This window comes from Candidatus Neomarinimicrobiota bacterium (assembly GCA_018651745.1).
GTDB lineage: Bacteria > Fidelibacterota > Marinisomatia > Marinisomatales > TCS55 > JAAZYX01.
In genome coordinates this window covers 11814-37248 of record JABIDL010000010.1, presented here as the reverse complement: position 1 = coordinate 37248, position 25435 = coordinate 11814, and the positions used below count along the sequence as shown (strand labels likewise).

At 38.4% G+C, this 25435-nt stretch carries 27 protein-coding genes; 19 read left to right on the top strand and 8 right to left on the bottom strand.

Translation table 11 applies throughout. The features are described 5' to 3' along the window. Positions 1-561, top strand: coding sequence for a dTDP-4-dehydrorhamnose 3,5-epimerase (gene rfbC, locus HOD97_01265; protein ID MBT4280238.1), 561 nt, complete (start codon positions 1-3; stop codon positions 559-561). Here the strand turns inward: rfbC and HOD97_01260 are convergent. Next, the gene (locus HOD97_01260) at positions 558-1412 is read right to left on the bottom strand and encodes a DUF4835 family protein (protein MBT4280237.1); all 855 of its coding nucleotides are present in this window, start codon (positions 1410-1412) and stop codon (positions 558-560) included. The genes rfbC and HOD97_01260 overlap by 4 nt on opposite strands. A 74-nt stretch (positions 1413-1486) precedes the next feature. On the opposite strand from HOD97_01260, the gene HOD97_01255 reads away from it, so the two are divergent. The 12 genes from HOD97_01255 (at position 1487) to argF (ending at position 12381) form a co-directional block, all read left to right on the top strand. After that, positions 1487-2905 carry an HD domain-containing protein gene (locus HOD97_01255; GenBank protein ID MBT4280236.1) on the top strand — a complete coding sequence of 473 codons (1419 nt, stop codon included), beginning with the start codon at positions 1487-1489 and terminating at the stop codon, positions 2903-2905. Between the two features lie 73 nt (positions 2906-2978). Then, complete coding sequence (gene gatC, locus HOD97_01250) at positions 2979-3302, top strand: Asp-tRNA(Asn)/Glu-tRNA(Gln) amidotransferase subunit GatC (GenBank protein ID MBT4280235.1); 324 nt, start codon at positions 2979-2981, stop codon at positions 3300-3302. Continuing rightward, positions 3299-4000, top strand: coding sequence for a 3-deoxy-manno-octulosonate cytidylyltransferase (gene kdsB / locus HOD97_01245; protein ID MBT4280234.1), 702 nt, complete (start codon positions 3299-3301; stop codon positions 3998-4000). The genes gatC and kdsB overlap by 4 nt, the downstream gene beginning before the upstream one ends. Beyond that, a complete protein-coding gene (locus HOD97_01240) occupies positions 3993-5612 on the top strand; it encodes a CTP synthase (GenBank protein ID MBT4280233.1) in 1620 nt (539 codons plus the stop codon). The genes kdsB and HOD97_01240 overlap by 8 nt, the downstream gene beginning before the upstream one ends. A 1-nt stretch (position 5613) precedes the next feature. Next, on the top strand, positions 5614-6423 hold the full coding sequence (kdsA, locus tag HOD97_01235; protein MBT4280232.1) for a 3-deoxy-8-phosphooctulonate synthase: 810 nt from the start codon (positions 5614-5616) through the stop codon (positions 6421-6423). Positions 6424-6428: 5 nt separating this feature from the next. Then, entirely contained in the window at positions 6429-6968 is a 540-nt protein-coding gene (locus HOD97_01230) for an HAD hydrolase family protein (GenBank protein ID MBT4280231.1), read from the top strand. A 39-nt stretch (positions 6969-7007) separates the two neighbouring features. Next, entirely contained in the window at positions 7008-7544 is a 537-nt protein-coding gene (lptC, locus tag HOD97_01225; GenBank protein MBT4280230.1) for an LPS export ABC transporter periplasmic protein LptC, read from the top strand. Continuing rightward, positions 7534-8271, top strand: a complete 738-nt coding sequence (lptB, locus tag HOD97_01220; GenBank protein MBT4280229.1) for an LPS export ABC transporter ATP-binding protein — start codon at positions 7534-7536, stop codon at positions 8269-8271. The genes lptC and lptB overlap by 11 nt, the downstream gene beginning before the upstream one ends. Continuing rightward, entirely contained in the window at positions 8271-9623 is a 1353-nt protein-coding gene (rpoN, locus tag HOD97_01215; GenBank protein MBT4280228.1) for an RNA polymerase factor sigma-54, read from the top strand. The genes lptB and rpoN overlap by 1 nt, the downstream gene beginning before the upstream one ends. A gap of 12 nt (positions 9624-9635) precedes the next feature. Continuing rightward, complete coding sequence (gene hflK, locus HOD97_01210; GenBank protein ID MBT4280227.1) at positions 9636-10601, top strand: FtsH protease activity modulator HflK; 966 nt, start codon at positions 9636-9638, stop codon at positions 10599-10601. A gap of 2 nt (positions 10602-10603) precedes the next feature. Then, on the top strand, positions 10604-11449 hold the full coding sequence (gene hflC, locus HOD97_01205; protein ID MBT4280226.1) for a protease modulator HflC: 846 nt from the start codon (positions 10604-10606) through the stop codon (positions 11447-11449). A 14-nt stretch (positions 11450-11463) separates the two neighbouring features. Then, positions 11464-12381, top strand: coding sequence for an ornithine carbamoyltransferase (argF, locus tag HOD97_01200; GenBank protein ID MBT4280225.1), 918 nt, complete (start codon positions 11464-11466; stop codon positions 12379-12381). Positions 12382-12394: 13 nt separating this feature from the next. On the opposite strand, the gene HOD97_01195 is transcribed toward argF, so the two are convergent. From HOD97_01195 to HOD97_01185, 3 genes are read right to left on the bottom strand one after another with little or no spacing between them, the layout of a single operon-like run. Continuing rightward, a complete protein-coding gene (locus tag HOD97_01195) occupies positions 12395-13213 on the bottom strand; it encodes a hypothetical protein (GenBank protein ID MBT4280224.1) in 819 nt (272 codons plus the stop codon). Next, complete coding sequence (locus HOD97_01190) at positions 13210-14364, bottom strand: hypothetical protein (protein MBT4280223.1); 1155 nt, start codon at positions 14362-14364, stop codon at positions 13210-13212. The genes HOD97_01195 and HOD97_01190 overlap by 4 nt, the downstream gene beginning before the upstream one ends. Then, the gene (locus HOD97_01185; protein ID MBT4280222.1) at positions 14327-15067 is read right to left on the bottom strand and encodes a UDP-2,3-diacylglucosamine diphosphatase; all 741 of its coding nucleotides are present in this window, start codon (positions 15065-15067) and stop codon (positions 14327-14329) included. Before HOD97_01185 ends, HOD97_01190 begins: the two co-directional genes overlap by 38 nt. A 210-nt stretch (positions 15068-15277) precedes the next feature. Between HOD97_01185 and HOD97_01180 the strand changes: the two genes are divergently transcribed. The 6 genes from HOD97_01180 (at position 15278) to bcp (ending at position 21666) form a co-directional block, all read left to right on the top strand. After that, the gene (locus tag HOD97_01180) at positions 15278-18454 is read left to right on the top strand and encodes a hypothetical protein (GenBank protein MBT4280221.1); all 3177 of its coding nucleotides are present in this window, start codon (positions 15278-15280) and stop codon (positions 18452-18454) included. 54 nt (positions 18455-18508) lie between these two features. Beyond that, complete coding sequence (tgt, locus tag HOD97_01175) at positions 18509-19642, top strand: tRNA guanosine(34) transglycosylase Tgt (GenBank protein MBT4280220.1); 1134 nt, start codon at positions 18509-18511, stop codon at positions 19640-19642. Positions 19643-19704: 62 nt separating this feature from the next. Further along, on the top strand, positions 19705-20067 hold the full coding sequence (locus HOD97_01170; GenBank protein ID MBT4280219.1) for a nitrous oxide-stimulated promoter family protein: 363 nt from the start codon (positions 19705-19707) through the stop codon (positions 20065-20067). 86 nt (positions 20068-20153) lie between these two features. Then, complete coding sequence (locus tag HOD97_01165) at positions 20154-20615, top strand: DUF4920 domain-containing protein (GenBank protein MBT4280218.1); 462 nt, start codon at positions 20154-20156, stop codon at positions 20613-20615. Continuing rightward, positions 20612-21169 carry a hypothetical protein gene (locus HOD97_01160; GenBank protein MBT4280217.1) on the top strand — a complete coding sequence of 186 codons (558 nt, stop codon included), beginning with the start codon at positions 20612-20614 and terminating at the stop codon, positions 21167-21169. Before HOD97_01165 ends, HOD97_01160 begins: the two co-directional genes overlap by 4 nt. A gap of 41 nt (positions 21170-21210) precedes the next feature. After that, complete coding sequence (gene bcp, locus HOD97_01155; protein ID MBT4280216.1) at positions 21211-21666, top strand: thioredoxin-dependent thiol peroxidase; 456 nt, start codon at positions 21211-21213, stop codon at positions 21664-21666. 9 nt (positions 21667-21675) lie between these two features. On the opposite strand, the gene HOD97_01150 is transcribed toward bcp, so the two are convergent. The 4 genes from HOD97_01150 to HOD97_01135 form a co-directional block, all read right to left on the bottom strand. Beyond that, on the bottom strand, positions 21676-22587 hold the full coding sequence (locus tag HOD97_01150; GenBank protein ID MBT4280215.1) for a hypothetical protein: 912 nt from the start codon (positions 22585-22587) through the stop codon (positions 21676-21678). A gap of 39 nt (positions 22588-22626) precedes the next feature. After that, positions 22627-23547 (bottom strand): hypothetical protein, encoded by a 921-nt coding sequence (locus HOD97_01145; protein MBT4280214.1) that lies wholly within the window; start codon positions 23545-23547, stop codon positions 22627-22629. Between the two features lie 74 nt (positions 23548-23621). Continuing rightward, entirely contained in the window at positions 23622-24245 is a 624-nt protein-coding gene (locus tag HOD97_01140; protein ID MBT4280213.1) for a flavin reductase family protein, read from the bottom strand. A 34-nt stretch (positions 24246-24279) separates the two neighbouring features. Then, positions 24280-25434 carry a homogentisate 1,2-dioxygenase gene (locus HOD97_01135; GenBank protein MBT4280212.1) on the bottom strand — a complete coding sequence of 385 codons (1155 nt, stop codon included), beginning with the start codon at positions 25432-25434 and terminating at the stop codon, positions 24280-24282. Position 25435 lies beyond the last annotated feature (1 nt).

Here is a 25435-nt window from a genome sequence, read left to right as displayed (position 1 = left end):
ATGAAGGTTGAAACAACACCCATAGATGGATTAATTGTCCTGCAGCCAAATGTATTAGCAGATGATCGCGGATTTTTTATGGAGGCTTTTAAGAAATCGGTCTTTAATGATTTTGGAATTAAAAAGGAATTTGTACAAGATAACCATTCACGTTCTTCGAAGCATGTTATTAGAGGTATTCATTTCCAGTGGAATCCACCCATGGGAAAACTCATGCGAGTAACACGTGGTTGTGCATTTCTTGTTGCGGTGGATATCCGGCATGGCTCGCCAACCTTGGGTGAATGGGTTGGGCGTGAAGTAAATGAAGAAAATAAAGTGCAAATTTATGCACCAGCTGGATTTGCCAGAGGATTTTGTTCTTTAAGTGAAATAACAGAAATTCAGTATAAATGTACCGGAGAATATAATGCTGCCGGCGAAGGAGGTATTCTGTGGAACGATCCGGAAATTGGTATAGAATGGCCGATTGACAATCCGGTATTATCTGACAAAGATAAAAATGCCCAGAGCCTAAGCGATTGGCTCAACACGGCAGAAAGTCAAAATTTTTCTGTTTAATTCTTAGTTTCTTTTACCATATTCCTAAGCAACACCGAAGCGCTTCCAGAATCCATTTCGCTTAATCTTATCAGGATTGGGTATTGTTGAAGGGTGGTTAGAGTTGTTGTTAACTCTTCGACATGTGCTTTTATGAAGTATTGCGTTCTAGCTCTAGGGAAACGTTCATAGACCAGTTCAAAATTTTTCATCATGGTTTGGAACTCTTCAAGAGCCTGTTCTGTTTCTCCTAATTTGAACAGTTCCATCCCATAATAGTAACTGAATTTTCCTTCACGAAAAGCAGAGTTTGAGGTAATATCATTAATCATTTTCGTTCGCGATGCCCAACCATTCGAATAATCCGACCCAACGCCTCTTAATGCGATGGTCCTAGCTTTTTCTATATGTGGAGTTCCTCGTAAAGGTTCATATGTGTCCATTTCTCCTGCGAGAATGAGATGTGCATAAAAAGCAAGAAAACCTCCTAAAGGATCAAATTGGACGGGATCATAAAAAATGGTTCCACCGGAATTATAATAAAATTGAACCGAACTGTCAAAAAATCTCTGGTCTGTATTGGTAAAAAATAACGCCTGAATAAGGAAGGTATTTTGTGATCCTTTAGAAACAGCACCTTCAAAAATTAGTTGGATATTCAAGGGAATATTGAGATTTTTCCAATCATCATCCCATACAGAAAGTTGAAAAAATCTTTGAATCTCAACTGCAAGTGATGTTATTTCTTGACGTTCATTTCCCCGCAAAAGCTTGTCGTTCAGTGTTACACTTATCTTCCCAAATTGGGCTAATGTAACAGAAAACAAAAAGGATGCGATTAATATCCGGATTGGTTTGATTTGCGTTTTCATTTCACTGGAAAATACAAAAGTTGGATCGGGGCAACAATCATTCAAATTTTGAAAACTTACGTGTAATTTTTAGCATGGCAAATCTAACTGATCTAATCAAGAAAAATAAAGAAGCTACTGAAATTCTTGAGTTATTGGGGAAGCTCGGAGAAAAATCCGGAATGGATATATACGTGGTTGGCGGCTATGTGCGTGATTTATTCTTGGGAAGGCCTGTAAAGGAATTTGATTTGATGGTGACAGGTGACGGAATAAAAATGGCAAACCTCATTGCCAAAAAACTTGGGATTAATAAAGTAGTCACATTTGAAAAATTCGATACAGCACATATTCCCAGTAATCCCTATCCGATTGAAGTTACAGGTGGACGGACAGAGGCGTATGAAAAGGATTCTCGCAATCCACACAAAATAGAACCAGCTGATATCCAAACAGATCTCAGACGCAGAGATTTTACTGTCAACGCAATGGCAATAAATTTAATGCCAACTAATTTTGGTGAATTAATCGACCCATTTCAGGGAATTGTGGATTTACAGTCAAAGAGGCTGGTAACACCCTTAAGCCCGGATGAAACTTTTTCTGATGATCCATTGAGAATGATGAGGGCAGCATATTTTTCCTCGGAACTGAATTTTGAATTGGATGACAAATGTTTGAAAGCGATGGCAAAACAATCAGAACGAATTTCTATTGTTTCTCAAGAAAGAATTACGACTGAGTTAATGAAGGTTCTTGCATCGCCAATACCTAGCATTGGCTTGCGAATTTTGCAATCTGCAGGTTTACTGAAATTTGTTTTTCCCGAAATTGATATAATGGTAGGTCTTGAGCAAACTAGCAAATGGCATCACAAGGATATTTATACGCATACTCTTCAGGTTGTAGATAACGCAGCGGCTCTTTCTGAAAAACCGGAATTGAGATTTGCTGCGCTGGTTCACGACATTGCAAAACCGAGGACTCGCAGATTGGTTAAGAATAAAGGATATACATTCCATGGCCACGATGAAATTGGTGCACGAATGGTTGACAAAATGGCAAGACGGATGAAACTTTCTAATCATTTAAAAGATTATCTTCAAAAATTAACTCGACTTCATCTTAGACCCATTGCACTTGCTCAAAAAAATGTGACGGACTCAGCTGTACGTCGGTTGATGGTAGCAGCGGGAGAGGAAATTGATGATTTAATGAAACTTTGTCGGGCGGATATCACTAGCCAAAACCCCAAATTGGTAGAAAAATATATGGGGAATTTCGAGCGCGTAGAAGAGCGAATGCGGAATGTCCAAGAAAGAGACGCCATGAAAGCATTTCAGTCACCGGTACGCGGGGAAGAGATTATGAAAATCTGTGACTTAAAGGAAGGCAAAGTGGTTGGAAAAATTAAAAAGGAGATTGAATCTGCTATCTTGAATGGTGAAATTGAAAATTCACACGAAGCTGCTATGGATTATTTATTACAGAAAAAGGATAAACTTCTATTCTAAATTCGTCAATCCTTTCGCTTGATACGAGAACGGGTCTTAGCCTAACTTCACCTCTTGTAACGGTTCCCATTTAATGTCAAATTCGCAAAAAGTCACAGAGGAAGACGTCTTAAAAATTGCTGAGCTTGCACGGCTAGCTCTTCGAAATGACGAGGTCCCTTTATTTACGGAACAATTTAATAAAATCTTGAATTATATGGATCAATTAAACGAACTAGATACTGACGGAGTAGGGCCACTAAGCCATGTGCTTGATCTTGCAAATAACACTCGGGAAGATAAACCGGAGAAGTCTTTAGATCAGGAAACTGTTTTGAGCCTTGCACCAAAATCAAAACATGGGCATGTTGCAGTTCCGCCCGTCATCCAAAAAACTGAAAAAGGGTCGTCCAAGTGACTACCATTGGCGTAATACCGGCTCGTCTGAATTCTACACGTTTTCCTCGAAAAATTCTTGCCCCCATTCAAGGGAAACCGATGGTTGCTATTGTTGCAGAACAAGCTGAAAAATCAGAAAAATTGGATAAAATTTTAATTGCAATCGACAATAAAGAAACCCAAGACGCGCTTAAATCCTATAAATTAAAAACAGTCATGACATCAGAAGATCATACATCGGGGACAGACCGAGTTGGGGAGGTATTGTCAGAAAATAATGCCGATTTTATCATCAATATTCAGGCAGATGAACCGGGATTGAAGCCTGAGATTTTGGATGCTATGGTTGAAAAACTGTCTGAGTCCAACATTTCTATGGTGACAGTAGTTTCTACAGTTTTAACAGCGAATGATGTCCTAAATCCGAATGTCGTGAAGACTCTTTTGGATGAAAATCAAATTGCAGTCTCATTTACACGAGAATCCAGCAATTGGGGTTCTGCAGGTTACTTTCGACACATTGGATTGTACGGATTTACAAAAAATTGTTTAAATCAGTTTATCCAATTACCACCCACTGAATCTGAAAAAATTCATAGGTTAGAACAACTGAGAGCTTTGGAAAATGGTATTAACATTCATACAATAATTACCGATTACCCTCACTATGGGATTGATACTGAAGAAGATTTATTAGAATTTGAATTCAATGGCTAAACCTGTAAAATATATTTTTGTTGTTGGAGGTGTCATCTCTGGTTTAGGAAAAGGCATTGCTGCTTCATCCATCGGATATCTTTTAAAAAGCGCTGGTCTTAGAGTGACTATTCTTAAACTGGATCCATATTTGAATGTGGACCCGGGGACAATGAACCCTTATCAACATGGAGAAGTATTTGTACTGGATGATGGTTCAGAAACTGATTTAGATCTCGGTCATTATGAACGATTTATTGATGTTGATATGAGTAAGAATAACAATGCTACTGCCGGTCAGGTGTACCACACAGTTCTAGACCGGGAGCGATCTGGAGATTATTTAGGTGAAACGGTACAGGTCATTCCCCATATCACGGACGAAATAAAGCAAAGAATTCTTGCGGTGAATACACCAAAAAAATATGATGTTGTAATTTGTGAAGTTGGAGGTACCGTTGGTGATATTGAGAGTCTTCCATTTATGGAAGCTATTCGCCAAATGTCTGTAAAAGTCGGTTACCGCAATCACTTAATTGTTCATGTAACTCTTGTGCCGTATGTTAAAGCGAGCGAGGAGTTGAAAACTAAACCCACCCAACATTCGGTCATGAAACTTCGCGAAATTGGATTGGCGCCAGATATGATATTATGTCGCTCAGATTATAAATTAACAAAAAGTATCCGCGATAAAATTGCTCTTTTTTGTAATGTTCCAGCAAGTCATGTAATTGAAGGAAAGGAAGTAGAAAGTATTTACGAAGTGCCATTAGTTTTTGAAAAACAAAAAGTGGGCGAATTTATTACAGAAAGGCTTGAGTTAGATCGCACCCCTGTTATTGAAGAATTAGAATTATTTATTTCAAGATACAAAAACCCGAAACACGAAGTCAAAATTGCAATGTGTGGGAAATACAATGCATTGCCCGATGCCTATAAAAGTGTGTTGGAGGCATTTATTCATTCGGGAGTTGAAAATGATGCTCGAATCATGATAGAATGGATTGATACAGAAAACATTAAAAATGATAATGATGCGGCAAAAGTTTTTAAAGAAATAAACGGAATATTGTTGTTACCCGGGTTTGGTTCACGTGGTTCTGCGGGTAAAATCAGATCTTGTAAATATGCACGTGAAAATGATATTCCTTTCTTGGGGATTTGTCTTGGGCTTCAGTGTGCTGTCATTGATTTTGCAAGACATGTTTGTGGATTAGAAAAAGCCAACAGTACTGAATTCAATAAATCTACACCAACCCCGGTGATTGATTTAATGGAGTCACAAAAAGCAATTCGTAGAAAAGGTGGAACTATGCGATTAGGTGCCTATGATTGCGAGATAAAATCCGGTACAAAAGCGTATGACGCTTATTCAAAAAAGAAGATTTCTGAGCGCCACCGCCATAGATGGGAAGTCAACAATCGCTACAGGACAAAACTAGAAAATGCTGGGATGATTTTTTCAGGATTAAATACGGAACTAAACTTGGTTGAAATGATAGAACTTCAAAATCATCCCTGGTTCGTTGCAAGCCAATTTCATCCGGAATTGAAGAGCCGAGTAAATAAGGCGCATCCGCTGTTCAGAGATTTTGTTGCTGCTTCAGTAAAGCACAAGAATAGAATTAGCTGACATGAATATCGTATCCGTTGGAACCATAGAATTCGGGAAAGACCCTATGCCATTGATAGGAGGTCCTTGCGTTATTGAAAGTTTGGAACATTCTCTCAAAATGGCAAGTTCTATAAAGGAAATTGCTGAAAAAATTGGTTTTCCTTTTGTATTTAAAAGCTCTTTTGATAAAGCAAATCGAACATCTATTCATTCTTATAGAGGTCTTGGATTTGAAAAAGGATTAGAGATTCTTTCAAAAGTAAAATCTGAATTTGATGTTCCAATTTTAACTGATATTCACAATGCAGAACAGGCAAAACCAGCATCTGAAGTTGCTGACATTTTGCAAATACCCGCATTTTTATGCCGGCAAACAGACTTACTTATTGCAGCTGCAAAAACCCAAAGTGTCGTTAATGTGAAAAAAGGTCAGTTCCTGTCTCCATGGGATGCAAAAAATATTGTGGAAAAACTGAAAGAATCCGGCACGAATAAGATCTTGCTAACAGAACGCGGGCATCAGTTTGGATACAATAATTTAGTCTCGGATATGAGGTCTATTCCAATCATGCAGAAATTTGATTATCCCGTTATATTTGATGCAACTCATAGCGCTCAACTACCGGGCGGAAATGGTGATGGGACGTCCGGAATGAGAGAATTTATTCCGGTTGTGGCTCGCGCTGCAGTTGCCGCCGGAACTGATGCAATTTTTATGGAAATTCACGATAATGTGGATGAAGCAAAGTCCGATGCATCTACCCAATGGCCTCTTAATAAACTTGGTGAATTACTAGAATCTCTAAAACGGATTCGATCTGCTATCTAATTAACATGTCTGATTTACATAAAAAATTAACAAAAATTAAAATGGTGATAACTGATGTAGATGGCGTTTTAACCGATGGTTCTATTTACAAAGGATCTAACGGAATGGAATTAAAACGTTTCAATGTTTCTGATGGTGCCGGTGTGGCGATCGCACGTGCAGCCCATTTAAAAACCGCCATGATATCCGGAAGATATTCTGATGCGACTGAAGAACGCGCTAAGGAACTCAACATTGAGGATGTTTATAATGGTTCTCTAAATAAGATCGGACCTTACGAAGAGATAAAATCAAAACACAATCTCAAGGATGAAAATATAGCTTTCATTGGTGATGATCTTATTGATATCCCAGTGATGGAGTTAGCGGGGGTGCCGATTGCTGTAAACAATGCAGTAGATTCCGTTAAAGAAATTGCTATTTATATAACCAAAACAAACGGTGGTGACGGAGCATTTCGAGAAGCAGTAACTTGGATTCTTAATGAAACAAACACTTACGAAAAAGCGTTGATTGCGTTAAGAAAGACTATTGATCAATCTTAATATTAACAAAGTTATGAAATCTGCTTCAAATATAACTTGATGTTTAAGATCCGAATTTCACTCGTATTATTTATTCTGATAGGATGTTCGGAACTCCCCGAAAATTCGATGGAGTATTCCCGCAGAGAAATCCCCGACCAGGAAAGCTGGGGGGTTACAATCACTTTGACGGATGAAGGATTGCGCCGCGCTGTTGTGAAATCGGGACATTTACAAAAATTCCATGATCGTCAGTTCATCAATTTAGACCAAAATGTTGACATAGACTTTTTTGATGACAATGAAAATCACACAAGTAATCTTTTATCTCAATTTGCAACAGTGGACGAAAAAACAAATTCTATGAAAGCAGTTGGACAAGTTATTGTGGTATCTGACAGCGGCGTAACTCTTTTTACAGATACTCTTTCATGGGACAATAGAAAAGAATTAGTTTTCACGAATGATTCAGTAATGGTTGTAACAGAAGAAAAAGACACATTATACGGTGTTGGTTTTGAATCTGATATGGGACTAGAATACTGGAAAATTTTAAAGCCATCCGGAGTCATTGGACAGGATAATAATGATGACTGAGAAACAAATCCTAAGTACAAAAGGACTGTATAAACAATACGGGAGGCGTTTGGTGGTTAGCAATGTTGACCTAGAAGTCCGCAAAGGTGAAATTGTAGGTTTGCTTGGTCCAAACGGAGCTGGAAAGACCACAACGTTTTATATGATCACCGGTATGATCAAACCTACAAAAGGTAAGATTTTGTTAAATGAAAATGATATCACCAACGAAGCTATGTATCGTCGCGCCAGAAAAGGAATCGGATATTTGGCTCAGGAGCCCTCCATTTTTGGGAAATTAACAGTAGAAGAAAATCTTAAACTTGTGCTGGAAATGAGTTCTTTTAATAAAGACGCTCAGGAAGAAAAGATAGAAAAATTATTAGAAGATTTAAGTATTACCCATTTGAGAAATAATAAAGGGAACAACCTATCCGGGGGCGAACGACGACGAGTTGAAATCAGTAGGACTCTTGCTTTGGATCCGGATTTCATTCTTTTGGATGAACCATTTGCGGGAGTAGATCCAATTGCAGTGGAAGATATTCAATCGATTGTTCATTCTCTTAAAAAACGAAATATTGGAGTTTTAATCACCGATCATAATGTTAGAGAAACGCTTTCCATCACGGATCGATCTTATCTTCTTTTTGAGGGTAAAATTCTCAAATCCGGAACATCGGAATCATTAGCCAATGATGAAGAGGCGCGCCGCCTTTATTTGGGCGAAAAATTCAAACTGAATTAATGGTAAAACTTCAACAACAACTACGCCAAAAACAATCGCTGACTCCGCAGCAAATTCTTCAAGCAACAATGTTGCAAAAAAATGTGGCAGATCTTGAGGATAGTATTATTGAAGAATTAGAAAATAATCCGACGCTTGAGCAAGAAGAATCAAAATTAGATCAGGATTCCGAATTAGACACAGATGGTAAAGACGAGGTGGATTGGGATGAAGAAATGGATGATTATGAACCGGGCTATACGGCTCCCAGAAAAGAGGAATCGCTAGATCTTCCGCTTCCTGATCGACCTGATTTTATCGCTGGATTAATCAAACAAATTGAATTACTTGGGATGGGTACGGAAGAACTGGAAATAGCAAAAGACATTATCTGGAATTTGGATGAACGAGGTTATTTATCGACTGATTTGGAACTATTGGCCGATAGATTCGAGATTTCAAAATCAGATCTTGATCATACATTAAACAAAATCTATATGTTGGAACCTAAAGGATTAGGTGCTCGAAATTTACGGGAATGTCTTTTGCTTCAACTAAACAACAAGACCGGTTCTTTGGCACATCAAATTCTTAGCGACCATTTTGATGATTTTGCGAATCATCGTTATGAAATAATTGAAAAATCCCTTTCTTGCTCAAAAGAGGATCTTTCAACGGCAATTGGCCAAATTTCCAGTTTAAATCCTAAGCCGGGTGAAGCCCAGCAAATTACCAAGGATGAAACGGTCATTCCGGATGTTATTCTGACAAAAAGAGATGACGAGTGGTTCGTTACGACGAATGATAATTGGATACCGGAATTGAGAATTAACAGTACTTATAAATTGATGGCAAAACAAAATTCGCAGAATGCGGAAGCGAAACGATTTATACAAAAAAAGATCAATTCTGCAGAATGGTTTATTGATGCTTTACACCAAAGGAGAAAGACTTTAATCAACGTTTCTACTGCAATTTTGCTTAGGCAACCTGAGTTTTTTAAGGGTAATATCAACTCTATTTCGCCGATGAAACTTCAAGATATTGCTGATGATATATCCATGGATGTTTCCACGATTAGCCGTGCAACACGCGGGAAATATGCAGATACTCCCTATGGAGTATTCGAATTAAAGTCCTTTTTTTCGGAATCGATTGGACTTAAATCTGGAGAAGAAATCAGCAATAAAATGATTAAACTTGAAGTGAAAAATATTATAAAAAAGGAAAACAAATCGCATCCGCTAACGGATGAAGAAATTATGGAATTTTTAAATAATCAAGGATTCCCAGTCGCGCGTAGAACCGTAGCAAAATATAGGGATCAATTGAAAATTCCAGTTGCCAGATTGCGCAGACAAATTCAACAATAGAAAGGATTACAAATGGCTAGACGTATTATTATAGGAGATCAGGAAGTGAATATCCCCGATAGACTATTAAAGTTAGGACTTGTTCCATTAATTGGGATTGGTGTGTTGCTTTGGTTTTTATCGGGAATCTATATTGTGGGGCCTGATGAAATAGGTGTTGTCCAAACATTTGGGAAGTACACAAGACAAGCACAATCCGGGCTTAATTATCATTTCCCGTTCCCGATTGAAACCGTACAAACTCCAAAAGTAACAGAGGTGAAGCGAATTGAAATTGGTTTTCGAACAGTGGGGCAAAATCAATATCGAACCATATCACAAGAAAGTCTCATGCTCACGGGTGATGAAAATATTGTGGATGCAGAAATGATAGTGCAGTACAAAATAAAGGATCCCGTCGCGTACTCTTTTAATTTTGTAAAACCGGAATTAACAGTCAGGGAAGCGTCCGAAGCATCTCTGAGAACTGTAGTTGGGCGTCACAACATTGATGAAGCTCTAACCTCCGGGAAGTTTATGATTCAGGAAGAAACCAAAGAACTGTTACAGTCTATTTTGGATAAATACGATACAGGTATTATAGTTGTAGCTGTTCAGCTTCAGGATGTTTCACCACCGAAGGAAGTGATTGCGGCTTTTAAAGATGTCGCTTCGGCAAAAGAGGATAAAAATAGAATGGTCAATCAGGCGCAGGGGTACAGGAACGATATTATTCCAAAAGCGCGGGGGGAGGCACAAGCACAACTACGAGAAGCTGAAGGATTTAAAGAAGCACGAATTAGTCGCGCTCAAGGTGATGTAGCAAAATTCAATTCCATGTTGAAAGAGTATAGAAAAGCAAAAGCCGTCACAAAAACTCGGTTGTATCTTGAGACCGTAGAAAACGTTTTATCCAAGGCGGATAAAATAGTGATTCCAGATTCTGAGGACGGAAATGTTTTAAATTTATTGAATCTTAACCCTAAGGGAGGCAAATAAATATGAAACGCATTATACTTAGTTTAATAGCATTAGGAGTTCTGTTTGTATATACTTCAGTATTTACTGTAGATGAACGTGAACAAGTGGTCGTTCTTCAACTTGGGAAACCCGTTCACACCATTACCGAACCCGGATTGAATGTAAAACTTCCATTTCCATTCCAGGAATTGCGCAGATTTGACGATCGGTTATTGGAATATGATTCTCCCCCTGAAGAAGTGTTGAGTAGAGATAAAAAAAGTTTAATCATTGATAATTTTGTTCGGTGGAAAATTATCGAACCGCTCACTTTCTTAAAAACCGTTCAAGCTATTCCTATCGCATTAAGCCGGCTTGATGATATTGTGTATTCCCAGCTTCGACGGGAAATTGGTACACATGATATGGCAGAAATTATCACAGAGAATCGCGAGATCATTTTAGAAAAGGTTACCGAAGAAAGTAAAATAGCTACAGCGCAATATGGCATTGAAGTTGTAGATGTCCGTATTAAAAGAGTTGATTTGCCAAAAGAAAACGAAAAATCTATTTATGCTAGAATGGATGCAGAACGAAAACGACAGGCAAATAAATTCAGATCTGAAGGTGAGGAAGAAGCTCAAAAAATCCGAGCAACTACTGATAAAGAGAAAACTATCATTTTAGCCGAAGCCTATAAAGTAGCGCAAGCCACTCGAGGAGAAGGTGAAGCAATAGCACTTGAAATTTATGCAAAATCATTCTCTTCCGATCCGGATTTCTACGAATTTGTGCGGACGTTAGAGGCGTACGAGAGGATTATTGATGACAAAACGACCTTGGTTTTACCGGCAAAATCAAAATTGTTTGAATTATTAATGAACTGATTCATCGGTGAATAATGCATAATCATTTTCTTCACATTTCAGATTATTCTAAAGAAGAAGTTTGGAATTTTTTAAATCTTGCAAAAGAATTAAAAATAAAGTTCCACAATAGAGAGAAATTCAAACCGTTTCAGGATCAATCTCTCGCGATGATTTTTGCCAAACCGTCTGCGCGGACACGCATTTCTTTTGAAACAGGATTCGAATGGATGGGAGGGCACGCACTCTTTCTTGGACCCAATGACATCGGAATCGGAAAGCGTGAAGCGATTAAAGATATTGCCCGAGTTGTATCTCGATACAACGATATGATTATGGCGAGGCTTTTTGACCATAGCCATATGTTGGAACTGGCAGAGCATTCATCGTCTCCTGTTGTAAACGGACTGACGGATTACAACCATCCCTGTCAAATAATGGCCGATATACTGACTATTTGGGAACGCCGGGGCAATTTGGATGATTTAAAAATAACCTACATGGGAGATGGGAATAATATTGTGCATTCCTGGCTTCATTTGGCAAGTGTATTTCCCATGCATTTTATCTGTTGTTGTCCAAGTGAGTTTGAGCCGGATTCAAAAACAATTGCAATGGTAGATAATTCAACCGAATCAACATTTGAACTTTCCCATGATCCTTCATCCGCTGTAGATGGCGCTGATGTAGTTTATACGGATGTCTGGGCGTCTATGGGACAAAAAGATGAAGCTGAAGAGCGCGAAAAATTATTTGCGGATTTTCAAGTCAATGAAAATCTTATGGAAAAAACAGGGAAGGATTCATTATTTTTGCATTGTCTTCCCGCGGAACGCGGACGTGAAGTTTCCGACGGTGTTATGGAAGCTTCGTATTCGGTGGTGTTTGATGAAGCGGAAAACCGTATGCACGTGCAGAATGCAATTATGGTTTCGCTTAATACGTTTAAGTAGGAATTATTTTAACTTAATCTGTTTCGACCCAGCGAAGGTCGTAGGTCCGATATTCAACATCATTTTCATCTGATAAGGGTACAATAACTTTAAACTGTGTAGTGGCGCCCGGTTCTAATGCAGAATCGGTTATTACGCCGGTGGAATAGGTTATTTCGGTTCCGCTGACAAAAGAAGAATCTTTTCCGGCAATGTCAGTGGTTTTGGTCCAGAGATTTGCAATAACACGTACAAAATCTGCTCTGGATTTACCTGTATTTTTTACCATTCCGGTAATTTCTTCTCTATCCGGGAAAGCATTTACAAAAGGTTCTCCAAATATTTCAATTTTTGCACTTACAGGTTCTTCTTCGAAAATATGTAATACTTTTTCTGAATCAATTTTTAAACGGCCAAGGCTGGTCTGAAGAATGATAAAATCTAAATTTTCTTCAATCAATTCTCCGATAATAATCGTTCCGTTAGTTAATTCAACCCGATGTCTGAGTTGGGGGATTTTTATTAGGTTGAGCAATGCTTCATCCAAGGATGGCACACCTTGAGATTTTTGGTAAAATTTAACCATCATTTTAAGTGAATCTATTTCACTTTCAAGTTTGTCTATACGGGGTTCAAAATTAAAAAATTTATCACCCATTTCTAGCATTGGTTCTTTATCATCTTCTAACCGTAAAGGTGGGATAGGAACGATCGGATCTGAACCCTCGCCGGCTGAAACTGAATCAATGGATGGTATATCTTGCAAGCTTAATGAATCGGTGTTTAGACTGTCTAGAGGTTCCTGCGCCAGCAAAAAACCTAGGGTTGTGAGTAGAGTAATTTGTCTCATCATTGTGTTTTTCCTAGATGCGCTTCAAACGCCAATCGTCTCAATGTTTGTTCATGTGATTCCAATTCTCCCATGGCATCCAGCGATCTGATAATGGCATTCCTATAAATATAATTATCTGATGTTTCTAGAACATTAAGCAGTTTTGGGATGACGTTCTTGTCACCAAATTCACCAAGTTTTTGAATAGCTTTCATTCTGAGCGCCGGAGAATAATCCTCATTTAATGCAATTTCTGTTACCGCAAGCCGCACTTCTGCATCATTGAATTCTCCAAGTGCGTCTAATACAGTATTCAGCATGCTGAAGTATTGTTTTTTCCCCGTATTGTAAGTCTGGAGCAGAGCAAGTATCAGATTTTCTTCTTTCACACCGCCAAGCGTATTAAAGGCAAAATCACGCACTTCCATATTGGTTTTTGGATCTCCGAGCAGTTCTGCGAATGCGGTAGCTACTTCCATCGGTTCTTTTTTCCCCAGAATTTCTATGGCGCGGTTTCGGATTCCAACATTGATTTCCGGATCTTTAGAAATGGAAAGTAAAATCGGAACAACTTCTGCAGTTCCGAGAGCACCGAGTGTTTCCGTCAAAAGTTTTTCTGTTCGGTTCAAATTTGCTTTACTTATTTCATATAATTCTAATAGCGCAAACACTTGATCTTTGGTCCGCACTTTATTCAAATTTCGGATGAGTGCCATATGTAGTTCATTTGTTTTTTCTTCCACTTGGTGCATTGCGCGAACCATTGCATCAGCAGCCTTTGGATTATCTTTAAACGTTGCGAGTAGCTCAATTGAGGTGTTCATTAAAGATAAATCCATCGCTTCAGCATCTGCCACAGTTTGAGCGATAGCATTTAAGGCGGTAGGATGATGCGTTTCTGCTAATGCTTTACCGGCGGCGATTCTGAAATCAAACGGTTGGTTTGAGTCGTGATAAATGCTGATGAGCTCTTCAAGCGCCTGAATTTTACCTTCCTGATATGCCATTCGTAGTCGCTCCACTTCATCAAAACTAATTTCTGCAGTAACATCTTTCTTTCCGAATAATCCCTTTATCTTAGAACAACCATTAAAGGATAAAACACTTCCTGCCAATAAAATTAAAACGATTTGCTTACACATCATTTTTCCACGTGTTGAGAGAAAATTCATTGCCATCAAACAATCCGTAAGTGAAGATAGAAAGCCAATCTCCTAAAATAACGAGTTTACCTGGACCAATATCTGTGATGGTGGCCTGATGGTAATGCCCACATATAATAAAATCAGTGCCGCTCTCCGTAAGTTTGGAAGCAAATTTCTTCAAATCGTTTAATATCTTTCGGTTATAAGTATCATCGTGTTCATAATGTTTACCCTTTTTGGAAATCCATTTGCCAAATTTATACCCAATGTTAGGGTGAAGATACCGATAAAGCCAAATAAAGGCTTTGCTCTGGATAAGTGATTTTAACAATCTGTACCCACGATCCCAAGAAAGATGCCCATCGCCATGCGTTATGTAAAATGTTTTTCCGTTTATGTTAAATGAAGTGTCTTTAAAATACGTATGTGTTGTGATTTCCTCTGTAATAAAGTCCAAAACCCAGAAATCATGATTACCCAGCATATAATGAATATCCACACCGGATTGCTTGACAAGATATAATTCATGATAAAAATCGAAATAGGATTTTGGAATCACATCTCTATATTCAAAATAAAAATCGAATATATCGCCGACAATAAATAAGGTGCCGCCTGTTGACCTTACCTGTCTGAGGAAGGTGAATAGTTTCTCGCGCCGAATTTTCTCCTTCTCGGATTTGTCCAGCATGAGATGAATGTCGGAAATAAAATAGACGGGTAAGTCCATAGCAACGGAAACTAAAAACCTCGTTCCATCGAGTCAATTGAATTGTATTGATAATTAGATCATCTATATTAACTTTCTATCAGTGAATCCGTCAGAGAAATAGACTTCATTATTCTAAGGCGAATTCAATACTAGAAACCATTAAATAATGTCAGGAATTCGTAAATTACTGTCATGGAACCAATGTTGAATCATACTGGTATGAAAAGAATGAAACATCTCAATTTAATCTGGATCCTTTGCTTGTTCGCTCAGGGTGGGCTTGCCCAATCTTTCGGACAAAATAAAGTTCAGTATAATGTTTTCGATTGGTCTTTTATCTCTTCGACTCATTTTGATATTTATTATTATCAAGATGAAAAACATATCGCAAAATTCACTGCCGAAGAGGCTGAGAATTCCTATGAACAGATTTCAAAACATTTGAGATGGACCCTGAAAGATCGTGTTTCCATTATTGTTTACCTATCCCACAACGATTTCCAGCAAAGTAATGTAACACAAGCTTATATGGTGGAAGGCGTTGGTGGCGTAACAGAATTGTATAAAAATAGAGTTGTCATTCCTTTTGAAGGTAATTATGAACAATTTAGGCATGTAATTCACCATGAGTTAGTTCATGCAATGATTAATGATATGGTTTATGGAGGGTCGTTGCAAAATATGGTATCGCGGCAGGTTAAAACTCGCTTACCTCTTTGGGCAAATGAAGGTTTGGCAGAATTTTTGTCTATGAATTGGGACACAGAAGCCGATATGATTTTACGAGATCTTGCGATTAACGAATATATTCCCGCCATTGAAGAATTGGATTATTTCTTAGCATATAAAGGTGGTCAATCGGTATGGCGGTTTATAGCCCAGAAGTATGGACGGGAAAAAATAGGGGAAATATTTTGGGAAATACACACAAGCCAATCTACAGAAAAAGGGTTTAAGCGTGTTTTGGGAATGGATTTTGAAGATCTAACTAACCAATGGCATAAATATCTGAAGAAGGAATATTGGCCGGACGTGAAAGATAGGGATGAAATTGAAGATATCGCGAAACGTCTAACGGATCATGAAAAGGAAAAAAACTTCATGAATTTATCTCCGGCGTTGTCTCCGGATGGTAGCCGTATTGCGGTATTAAGTGATCGGCTGGGACATACAGATATTTATTTATTGGATGCGATTGATGGGACAGAAATAAAACGGCTCGTAAAGGGAAACCGATCCTTAGATTTTGAAGAATTGAAATTCCTCCAACCTGGAATATCTTGGGCACCTGATAATGAACGCATAGTGTTTGCAGCAAAATCCGGGAAACAAGATGCACTTTATATTATCGATGTGAAAACACTCAAAAGAGAAAAGATCCCCTTTGATTTAGACGGCATTTTCACTGCGGCGTGGAACCCTGTAAAAAACCAAATCGCGTTTGTTGGTAATGATAAATCTTCCAGCGATCTTTACATATATGATTTGGATACCGAAACGCTGACAAATTTAACAAATGATTTTTTTGCAGATTTTGATCCGGCATGGAATCAGGATGGAACTGAAATTGCATTTGTATCATCGCGTGGAGATCAATTTCAAACTGATCGGCTCGGAATGATAGATTCTGAATTTGAAATGGTAGATCACGATTATGGGCAACGAGACATTTACACCTTAAATATTGAATCCGGTTCAATGTCTCGGATTACTTCCACAAAATATCATGAAAACGGTCCAATTTGGATTGACCAATCTCAAAAACTATTTTTTACTTCTGATAGAAATGGTGTGTGGAATTTGGTATCTCATGATTTGACAACCGGATCGGCTGAAACGGTTACCAATGTTTTGACCGGTATCTTTCAACCCAGTCTTTCTTCGAACGGAGAATTGATGGTTTTTTCCGGATATACTGATAGAGGTTGGGATGTATTTACTTTAACGAATCCGAGCAATCTTGAAACAAAAGACATTCCAGTGACAGGGTTTATTACTTCTGCAGAAACTGATGGGGATGTACTCGCGGATTTGCGACAGGATAAAAATAGAAGTGGTCGCCGTGGTCGTGGTAGGGATTTTGCCAGATACATTTTTGCTCCCGATTATGTTCATAACAATCAAGATAATAATGAAGAAGCTGATGTTGATTTATTTACTGGGCTGGACAGCTTGCGAACCGAAGATGGCGGATATATTTCTCAGTCCTATAAAACGAAATTCTCACTTGATATTGCCACAGGCTATCCATCATACAATACCATGTTTGGCGCTTCCGGGATGGCCATGTTTGCCTTTAGTGATATTATGGGTGATCATCAAATTATTTTGGGAACCGAGCTGGTGCTTACCTTAAAAGACAGCGATTATTATCTCAGTTACGCGTATTTAAAAAATCGGACCAATCTTTATCTTTCCGGGTTCCATATCGCAAACCTATTTGATGCAGGCATTCGGTATTATCCAGAAACTGGTTTTTTGAATCAACTTGTTGGTAGGCTCAGGCATTATGGATTATCCGGTTATGTATCGAGACCGTTTAATAGATTTAACAGATTAGAAAGCGGGATATCTCTTAATTTTATTGATTACGACCTCTTTGAGCTTGATTCATGGACCAATACAACTGCATTAGATACCGCATTTGGTTTTTCGATTTTAACTCCGCATATCGGTTGGATTTATGATAATTCCGTAAATGGATATACCGGACCGGTTGATGGATTTAGAACAAATTCAACGATCCGGTTCAGTCCCGGTATTGGATCCAAAACCCTTAATTTTACCACATTTTCCATTGATCTACGGAAATATCAAAGGATTTCTAGAAGGGTAACACTTGCCGGAAGATTAACATTGGGGGCAAGTATTGGAAATGATCCGCAAAAATATTATCTTGGTGGAGATGGACTTTGGTTCGCAGGATTAGGTGAAACAAACGGTAAGCAAGATCCAAATCAATGGCAACAGAATTTACTTGTTGATTCAAGCCGGACATTTCTAGAAGATATTTACTTATCAGAATATGTTTTTCCCCTTAGAGGTGCGCGATTTGCTGAACGATACGGGAAAAATGTAGCGCTAGCAAACATTGAGCTCAGGTTTCCATTTATCGATTATATTGCGCTTGGTTCCGGCGGTATTTTTGGGAACATCCATGGAATCCTATTTATGGATATTGGAGCTGCATGGGATTCTATGGATGAATTCAACGATCAATCAATGTTGCAAGACAAATACGGAACATCCATTCCGGATTCATTTTCACCGGTTTTTTCGACATTCGGCGTTGGCGTAAAAATACCGTTCCTTTATTTATTCAGAATAGATGCAGCATGGGATATAGAACCCGGATTTACCACGTCTCGTCCTCAATGGATTTTTTCTATGGGATATGATTGGTAATTTATTTTACCCTTTGGTTCACAGTTGTTGTTTCATAATTAAAATAATTCACTTTTGAAATTTACCGTAAATCATCAGGACTCTCGAACATCAGCGAGAACCGGCGTGCTAGATACTCAGCACGGAAGTATTAAAACACCAGTTTTTATGCCGATTGGGACACAAGGTGCTGTTAAATCACTTTCACCTGAGGAAGTGACCTCACTCGGATCAAACTTAATTTTAGGAAATACATATCATCTTTATTTGAGGCCGGGACATAAAATTATTGAACGAGCCGGCGGTTTGCACACTTTTATGAATTGGCCGGGTGCTCTCTTAACCGACAGCGGCGGTTATCAGGTTTATTCACTTTCAAGGATGAATAAAATTTCCGATGAAGGGGTTGAGTTTCAGTCACATTTGGACGGAAGCAGTCATCATTTTACGCCAGAATTTTCAATGGAAATTCAGCGATCACTTGGGTCGGATATTATTATGGCATTTGATGAATGCCCGATTGGGAATGCAGATTATAAAACGGTTCAAAAAGCAGTTAATCGAACGACGGATTGGGCAATTCGTTGTAATGATTATCTTTCCAAGTACGGTCCAATCCACGATTGGGATCAAACATTATTTCCGATTGTACAGGGAAGCGTTTTCGAGGATCTAAGATTTAAAAGTGCGGAAGCTTTGGTTCCATTATCGACGTGCGGGATTGCCGTTGGCGGATTGGCTGTTGGTGAAGAAAAAAGCGCCATGTTTGAAATGATAGAATTCTTGGATTCAACATTGCCAAAAAAACAGCCGCGGTATTTGATGGGAGTAGGAAGGCCAACCGATCTAGTACGATCTGTTCGTGCTGGGATGGACATGTTTGACTGTGTGCTTCCAACACGGAATGCTCGAAACGGACAAGTGTTTACATCAAATGGCGTATTGAACTTGAAAAATGAAACCTTTAAAACTGATTTGGATCCGGTGGATGCATCCTGTTCCTGTCCACTTTGCGCCCAATATTCGAGATCATATATCCGTCATTTATTAAATGTAAATGAAATTTTCGGACTACGACTTGCCTCTCTTCATAACTTGAAATATTATCTATCGCTTATGGATACCATGCGAGCAGAAATTGAACGGGACAACTTTAAAGTTTGGTCAGATGATTTCCTAAAAATGATGTCCGAATTCAAAGGAATGTAAATACAAGTGATTCCTTCCATAAATTTCGGTGCAGAATGCATTGCAATTATGAATTCAATATCATGAATAAAAAACAATCAACCGCTTCACAAAATAATCAGTTACATGATCCGCGGCGCATCAGGGAGAAGCAAACTGTGGATGCAATGATACAAATATATTGTAGGAAAAAACATGAGAAGACCAGCGATCTTTGTTCCGAATGCAGCCATTTATCTGAATACGCTAAGCACCGCCTTATCCATTGTCCATTTGATGAAGATAAACCAACTTGTGCGAAGTGCGAAGTACATTGTTATAAACCGGATATGCGTGAAAAAATAAAACTCGTGATGAAATTTGCAGGTCCACGTATGTTGATGCATCATCCCATTATGACGATTCGGCATTACATAGATGAAATGTCAATTTTGAGGGAAGCTTAATCTTTGGGTAACGGTTTCGGATCAAAAACCGTTCTAATAATCAAATAAAAATTGGTAATATTATATACAATAATTGGGGGTAAAACATGCATCATTCCATTACAATCATCCTACTTTCATCTTCAATCTTGTTTGCACAGCAATCATTAGGGGAAAAGTTTACCCTTGAATCACCCACATCGGTTTCATCCATTTTAGATGCACCGGAAACATATGTAAACAAACAAGTACAAATCACCGGTACTATTATTGATGTTTGCAAAATGCGCGGGTGTTGGATTGAAGTTTCAAGCGATCGAGAATATGAAACTATTCAAGTCAAAGTGGACGACGGTGTTATTGTATTCCCAGTAACAGCAAAAGGGAAAAAAGTTGTAGCAGAAGGAACGCTAGAAAAATTAGTTCTCTCAGATGAACAAGCATTAAAAATGAAAAAGCATGAAGCGGAAGAAATTGGTGAAAAATTTGATGAATCTTCTTACAAAATAACAGAATCAGATAAAACCATTTACCGATTAAGAGGTCTTGGCGCAGTCATTGATAAATGATGAAGTGGAGGAAATGGAATAACATACTTCACCGTGATTTGGGTTATTTGGCAGTTGGATTAACGGTAATCTATGGTGTCTCAGGGATTGCAGTAAACCATGTTGCAGACTGGAATCCAAGTTATAAAATTGAAAATTCACGTCATCAAATTGACGTTTCAAATGTTAGTCTTCCACCCAATGAAAAAGATATAAATGCAATACTTCAGTCTCTGGATTTAGATGAAAAAATTGAATCCACGTTCATGATAGATCCAAATAATATCAGGATATTTTTAAACAACAAAACGCTTGATGTAAATTTATCCAATGGAAATGTATCTTTAGAAAGTATTCAAAAAAGAGCCATTTTACAGGAATTTAATGCGTTGCATTTGAATCATCCTAAAAAGTTATGGACTTGGATGGCTGACATTTTTTCCATCGTTCTTATTTTCTTAGCTGTAACAGGGTTGTTCGTATTAAAAGGAAAAAAAGGAATTACCGGACGTGGCGCATGGCTAACCGGGATCGGAGTATTGATTCCCCTGGTCTTCTATTTTTTCTATTTTTAAAAAAAACTTGTTACTAAAATAATGAATAAATAGACTAGCGCATGCTAAGAATAGGAACTAAGGCACCCAAATTTTCTTTGATTGAAGCTTCCGGCGAAGTATTGAAGCTATCGGATTTATCCGGGAAAAAAGTGCTTCTGTGGTTTTTTCCTAAAGCAAGCACCCCCGGCTGAACAACTGAAGGCAAAGGATTCCGTGATGAATTCAAACAATTTGAAAAAAGGAATACTGCCATCATTGGGATGAGCAAAGATTCACCTAAAGCATTGCTGAATTTTAAAGAGAAAAATAATTACCCATTTTATTTGGTTAGCGACCCGGAAATGGAAACGATTAAGGTTTACCATGCGTGGGTGCAGAAAAAACTCTATGGTAGAGAATATATGGGTATTGCCCGCGTGACGTATTTAATAGATGAAAATGGAAATATTGAAAAAGCGTATGAAAAAGTAAGTGTCAAAACCCATGCAGAAGATGTGATGTGTGATTTAGGCTGATTAGCCTGATTAATCCATGTGATATGTAAAATTCATCAACGGCATAGGAAGTCCTTCCATATCCAAAACGTAAAGACCGCCAAAGTCGACGGAAATTTTTCTTCCGATAAACCGAATTGCTGTCATTATGGGTGACTCGTTGATATCCGCTTCTGACGGTTTCCAGAATTCGAAAACTAAGGCAAGACTTGAAGTCATTCTATAGTTTCCACCAAGAACAATGATCGGATCACTTGAGAAATCCCAAGTGTTATTCTGATAAGAATATCCCCACCCAAGCGATGCCGAAAAATGGGTGAATCGGTCACCGGCGGTTGCAGTAGAAAATGCAAAACCAGATCCGGTTATTCCACCCTCGTCACTGTTCTCACTGTCTTGGGCTGAACCCCAATCCGGCCATTTGATGAACATCATCCCAGTCGCAAACCTGAACTTACCCTTGGCCGGGAAAGAATATTTACCAGAAGCAACAATTGGAATCTCTTCAATTGGCATTCCCGGAAATACAAATGCGCCTGCTTGTACGGAAATGCTATTTGTGAATCCTCTATTGTAAGAGGGAAAAAATAAACAAAAATCACGGCAGTAAGATTTATTGTGTTCAATTGGGAAAGCGGAAGGTGCAAACAAATACATGCTTTTATTCGGGTCAGGCCGGTACACTTCACCACTAACTTCGGTAATGACCATATCCACTTTTTCTTTTATCCGCGCTTTGGGGACTTTGATTTCGATCCCGCTGTTGGTTTTCATGATATAGTCAAATTCTGTTTCGTCAATTATTTCCCCTAAGAATATGTTTCCGTCATATGTGGTGATTTCAACTGTTTTAACTGTGCCGCCATTTTCCCCTTGAACCGAAACTGAATCCTGCGCTACCAGAAACCAGCTAAAAAAGAAAAAGTATGATAGAATTTTCATAATGTCCTCTGCATGTGGTTTAATAGTTTCACCATCAAATTACACATTTTTTATATTCTTACAAAACCATCCGCTCTGAAAACGTTCTTCATTTTTTTCCTCATCTAAATATCCCATCATGATGGAATGCCCTTCAATTTTTAATGTTTCATTTTCATATTCAATTCCCGTCATATGAATGGGATTGGGTCCAACCGATAAAACTGCAGTATTTTCAGGTAAAATGCTGATTTCATTTTCTGAGAGATCTTCGAGTTTCTTCCACTCATATCGAAGGGCATAATCTTTTTCGAAAGAGCAGCTAGGGTTTTTTTCCGAGAAAGATCCTCCTGAATAAAGAGGAAGTATAGTTTGCAATACTAACCACGCAGTCGATGTCGCGTCTAAATCAGAAAACAAAACTGATCCTGAGGATAGGATTAATGATTTTTCTACTCCATATGTATTTACCAAAACATTATAATGACTCAATTGAATATTTCCCCCTTTTGTGCAATACACGACAGCTTCATCTTTTAACAAAGGTATAACCGTAGGATTGAAGGATTCAGGTTGATCATCAAGGCAATTTGGAAAAGGATTTTCTGAAATGCTAAAACTAGCACCGGTAATGTTTGCGGCTTCATCTGCTATTGAAGAATCTGCAATGACTAGAGATGCACCTAATGTCCAAATCGCAAAAGCGAGAATTTCAGCATAGGGAAATTGGATCGGTTCCAGAAACACGCGTTCTTTGGGATTTACGCCTTGACTCATTAGCCAATTTGCTGTTTGCTTGATTCTATTGTGAACATCAACTCGCGTCCAACCGAGATCTGAGTACAGAAGCTTGTCACCATGTTTAATAACCATACCATCAACTATAGCAGCAATGTCTGGGTAGGGAACCATGTACTCAATCGGTTCTACATCTCCCAAACACTGGGCTTGATAGATTTTTTCTTTTAGGTTTTTTTTCAACTTTTTCCAATCACCTTTCAATTCAATCCTTTAACAGTATGGGACGAAAGGGGCGGTTTTTTATTAATCTGGATTTATCTATCCGGCTTAATTTGCCGAATTGATTCAAATGTATCTGTTATGCGAGTATAGTTATTACCTGCAAGCCGTCCAACAGGATTTAATGATTCGAGATTAATTCGGCCATCTTGAAAAACAGAATCATCCACATGAAATAACACCACAGTTCCAATTACAATAAATCCGCTTCCGGCTGTCCCGTCTCCGATTTCTACAATTTGATTGAGTTCACACTCAAAGTTGACTTTGGATTCTTTAACCAGCGAAGGCCCAACTTTCTTTGATGGAGCCGGTGTTAATTCTGAAATATCAAATTCATTTACGTCTGGTTCAAAATCAGTGGAGCATTTCACCATTTGATCTACGAATCCTTCGGACACGATGTTGATTACAAATTCCTTATTATTGCGGATATTATTTAGTGTATCTTTGACTTTTCCGTCGTATCCACGTCTACTCGGTGCAAACATGATGGTCGGCGGGTTAGCACAAACACCATTAAAATATGAAAACGGCGCCAAATTTGGGGTACCGTCTTTTGAAAGTGTAGAAACAAGAGCAATTGGTCTTGGCACAATGGAACCAATCATGATTTTATGATTGTCCTTAAAAGACTGATTCGCGGGATCGATAATCATTTCAGAGCATTAATTCTGAAACAGGATCGATGTTTCATTGTTCATTTTCGGCCCAGGAATAGGGATAGCTGTCAACATCCACATCTTTTGAGGCCGTAGTGATTTTCAATGGCTTAAACGTATCAACCATTACGGCATATTCAAATGTCTCTTTAGCACCAATAGATTCTTCGATTTTTCCCGGTTGAGGTCCGTGAGGAAGTCCCATTGGATGAAAGGTGATGGATCCCTCTTCGATCCCTTTACGGCTCATGAATTTTCCTTCTGCATAGTAGAGGAGTTCATCTGAATCTACATTGCTGTGCGCATAAGGCGCAGGGATGGCTTCTGGATGATAATCAAACAACCGTGGTACAAAATTGCAAATAACAAACCCGGGAGATTGTAATATTTGATGAATAGGCGGCGGCAAATGAACTTTCCCTGTAATTGGCATAAAATCTTTTATATTAAATACCCACGGAAAATAATAACCATCCCAACCCACAAGATCACAAGGATGTGTTGCATATTCATAGGTTTGATAACCGCCATTGAATCTTGTTTTTACAATAATAGGACCATCAGTTTGCGGTTCTACAAATTCTGGAGTTCGAATATCTCTTTCGCTAAAGGGAGAATGTTCAAGTAATTGTCCTTGCCGGTTTCGGTAGCGGTCAGGGGTTTCTACCGGCCCGGAAGATTCAACAATGAATAAATTCAATTTTTCACTTACAGCTAATTGCCAAATGATTCCCCGCGGAATAATCAATTGATCGCCTGATGAAACTTCCAAATTTCCAAAATTAGATTTAAATAACCCTGATCCATTGTGAATAAAAATAATTTCGTCAAAATGACCGTTTCGATAATAATAATTCATATTTTTTTTCACATGTGCTTTAGAAAGGACGCAGTCATCATTAAAAAATAATGGAATACGAGCAGTTATTGCATCACCGTCAGATTGAAGATTGTTGCTTTTTAAATGGTGATGGCGGTGCTCATTATTCCAAGCTTCCAAATGGATTTCCTGAAATTTTCCTACCTTCGAAACAACAGCAGGTTCGTGGATATGGTACACATTGGAATACATGAAATTGAACCCTTCTCGACTAATCAACTCCTCCCAATAAAGATTTCCGTCACTATTTCGAAATTGAATATGACGCTTAGTGGGTATGTTTCCTCTTTGTTGATAAAATGGCATT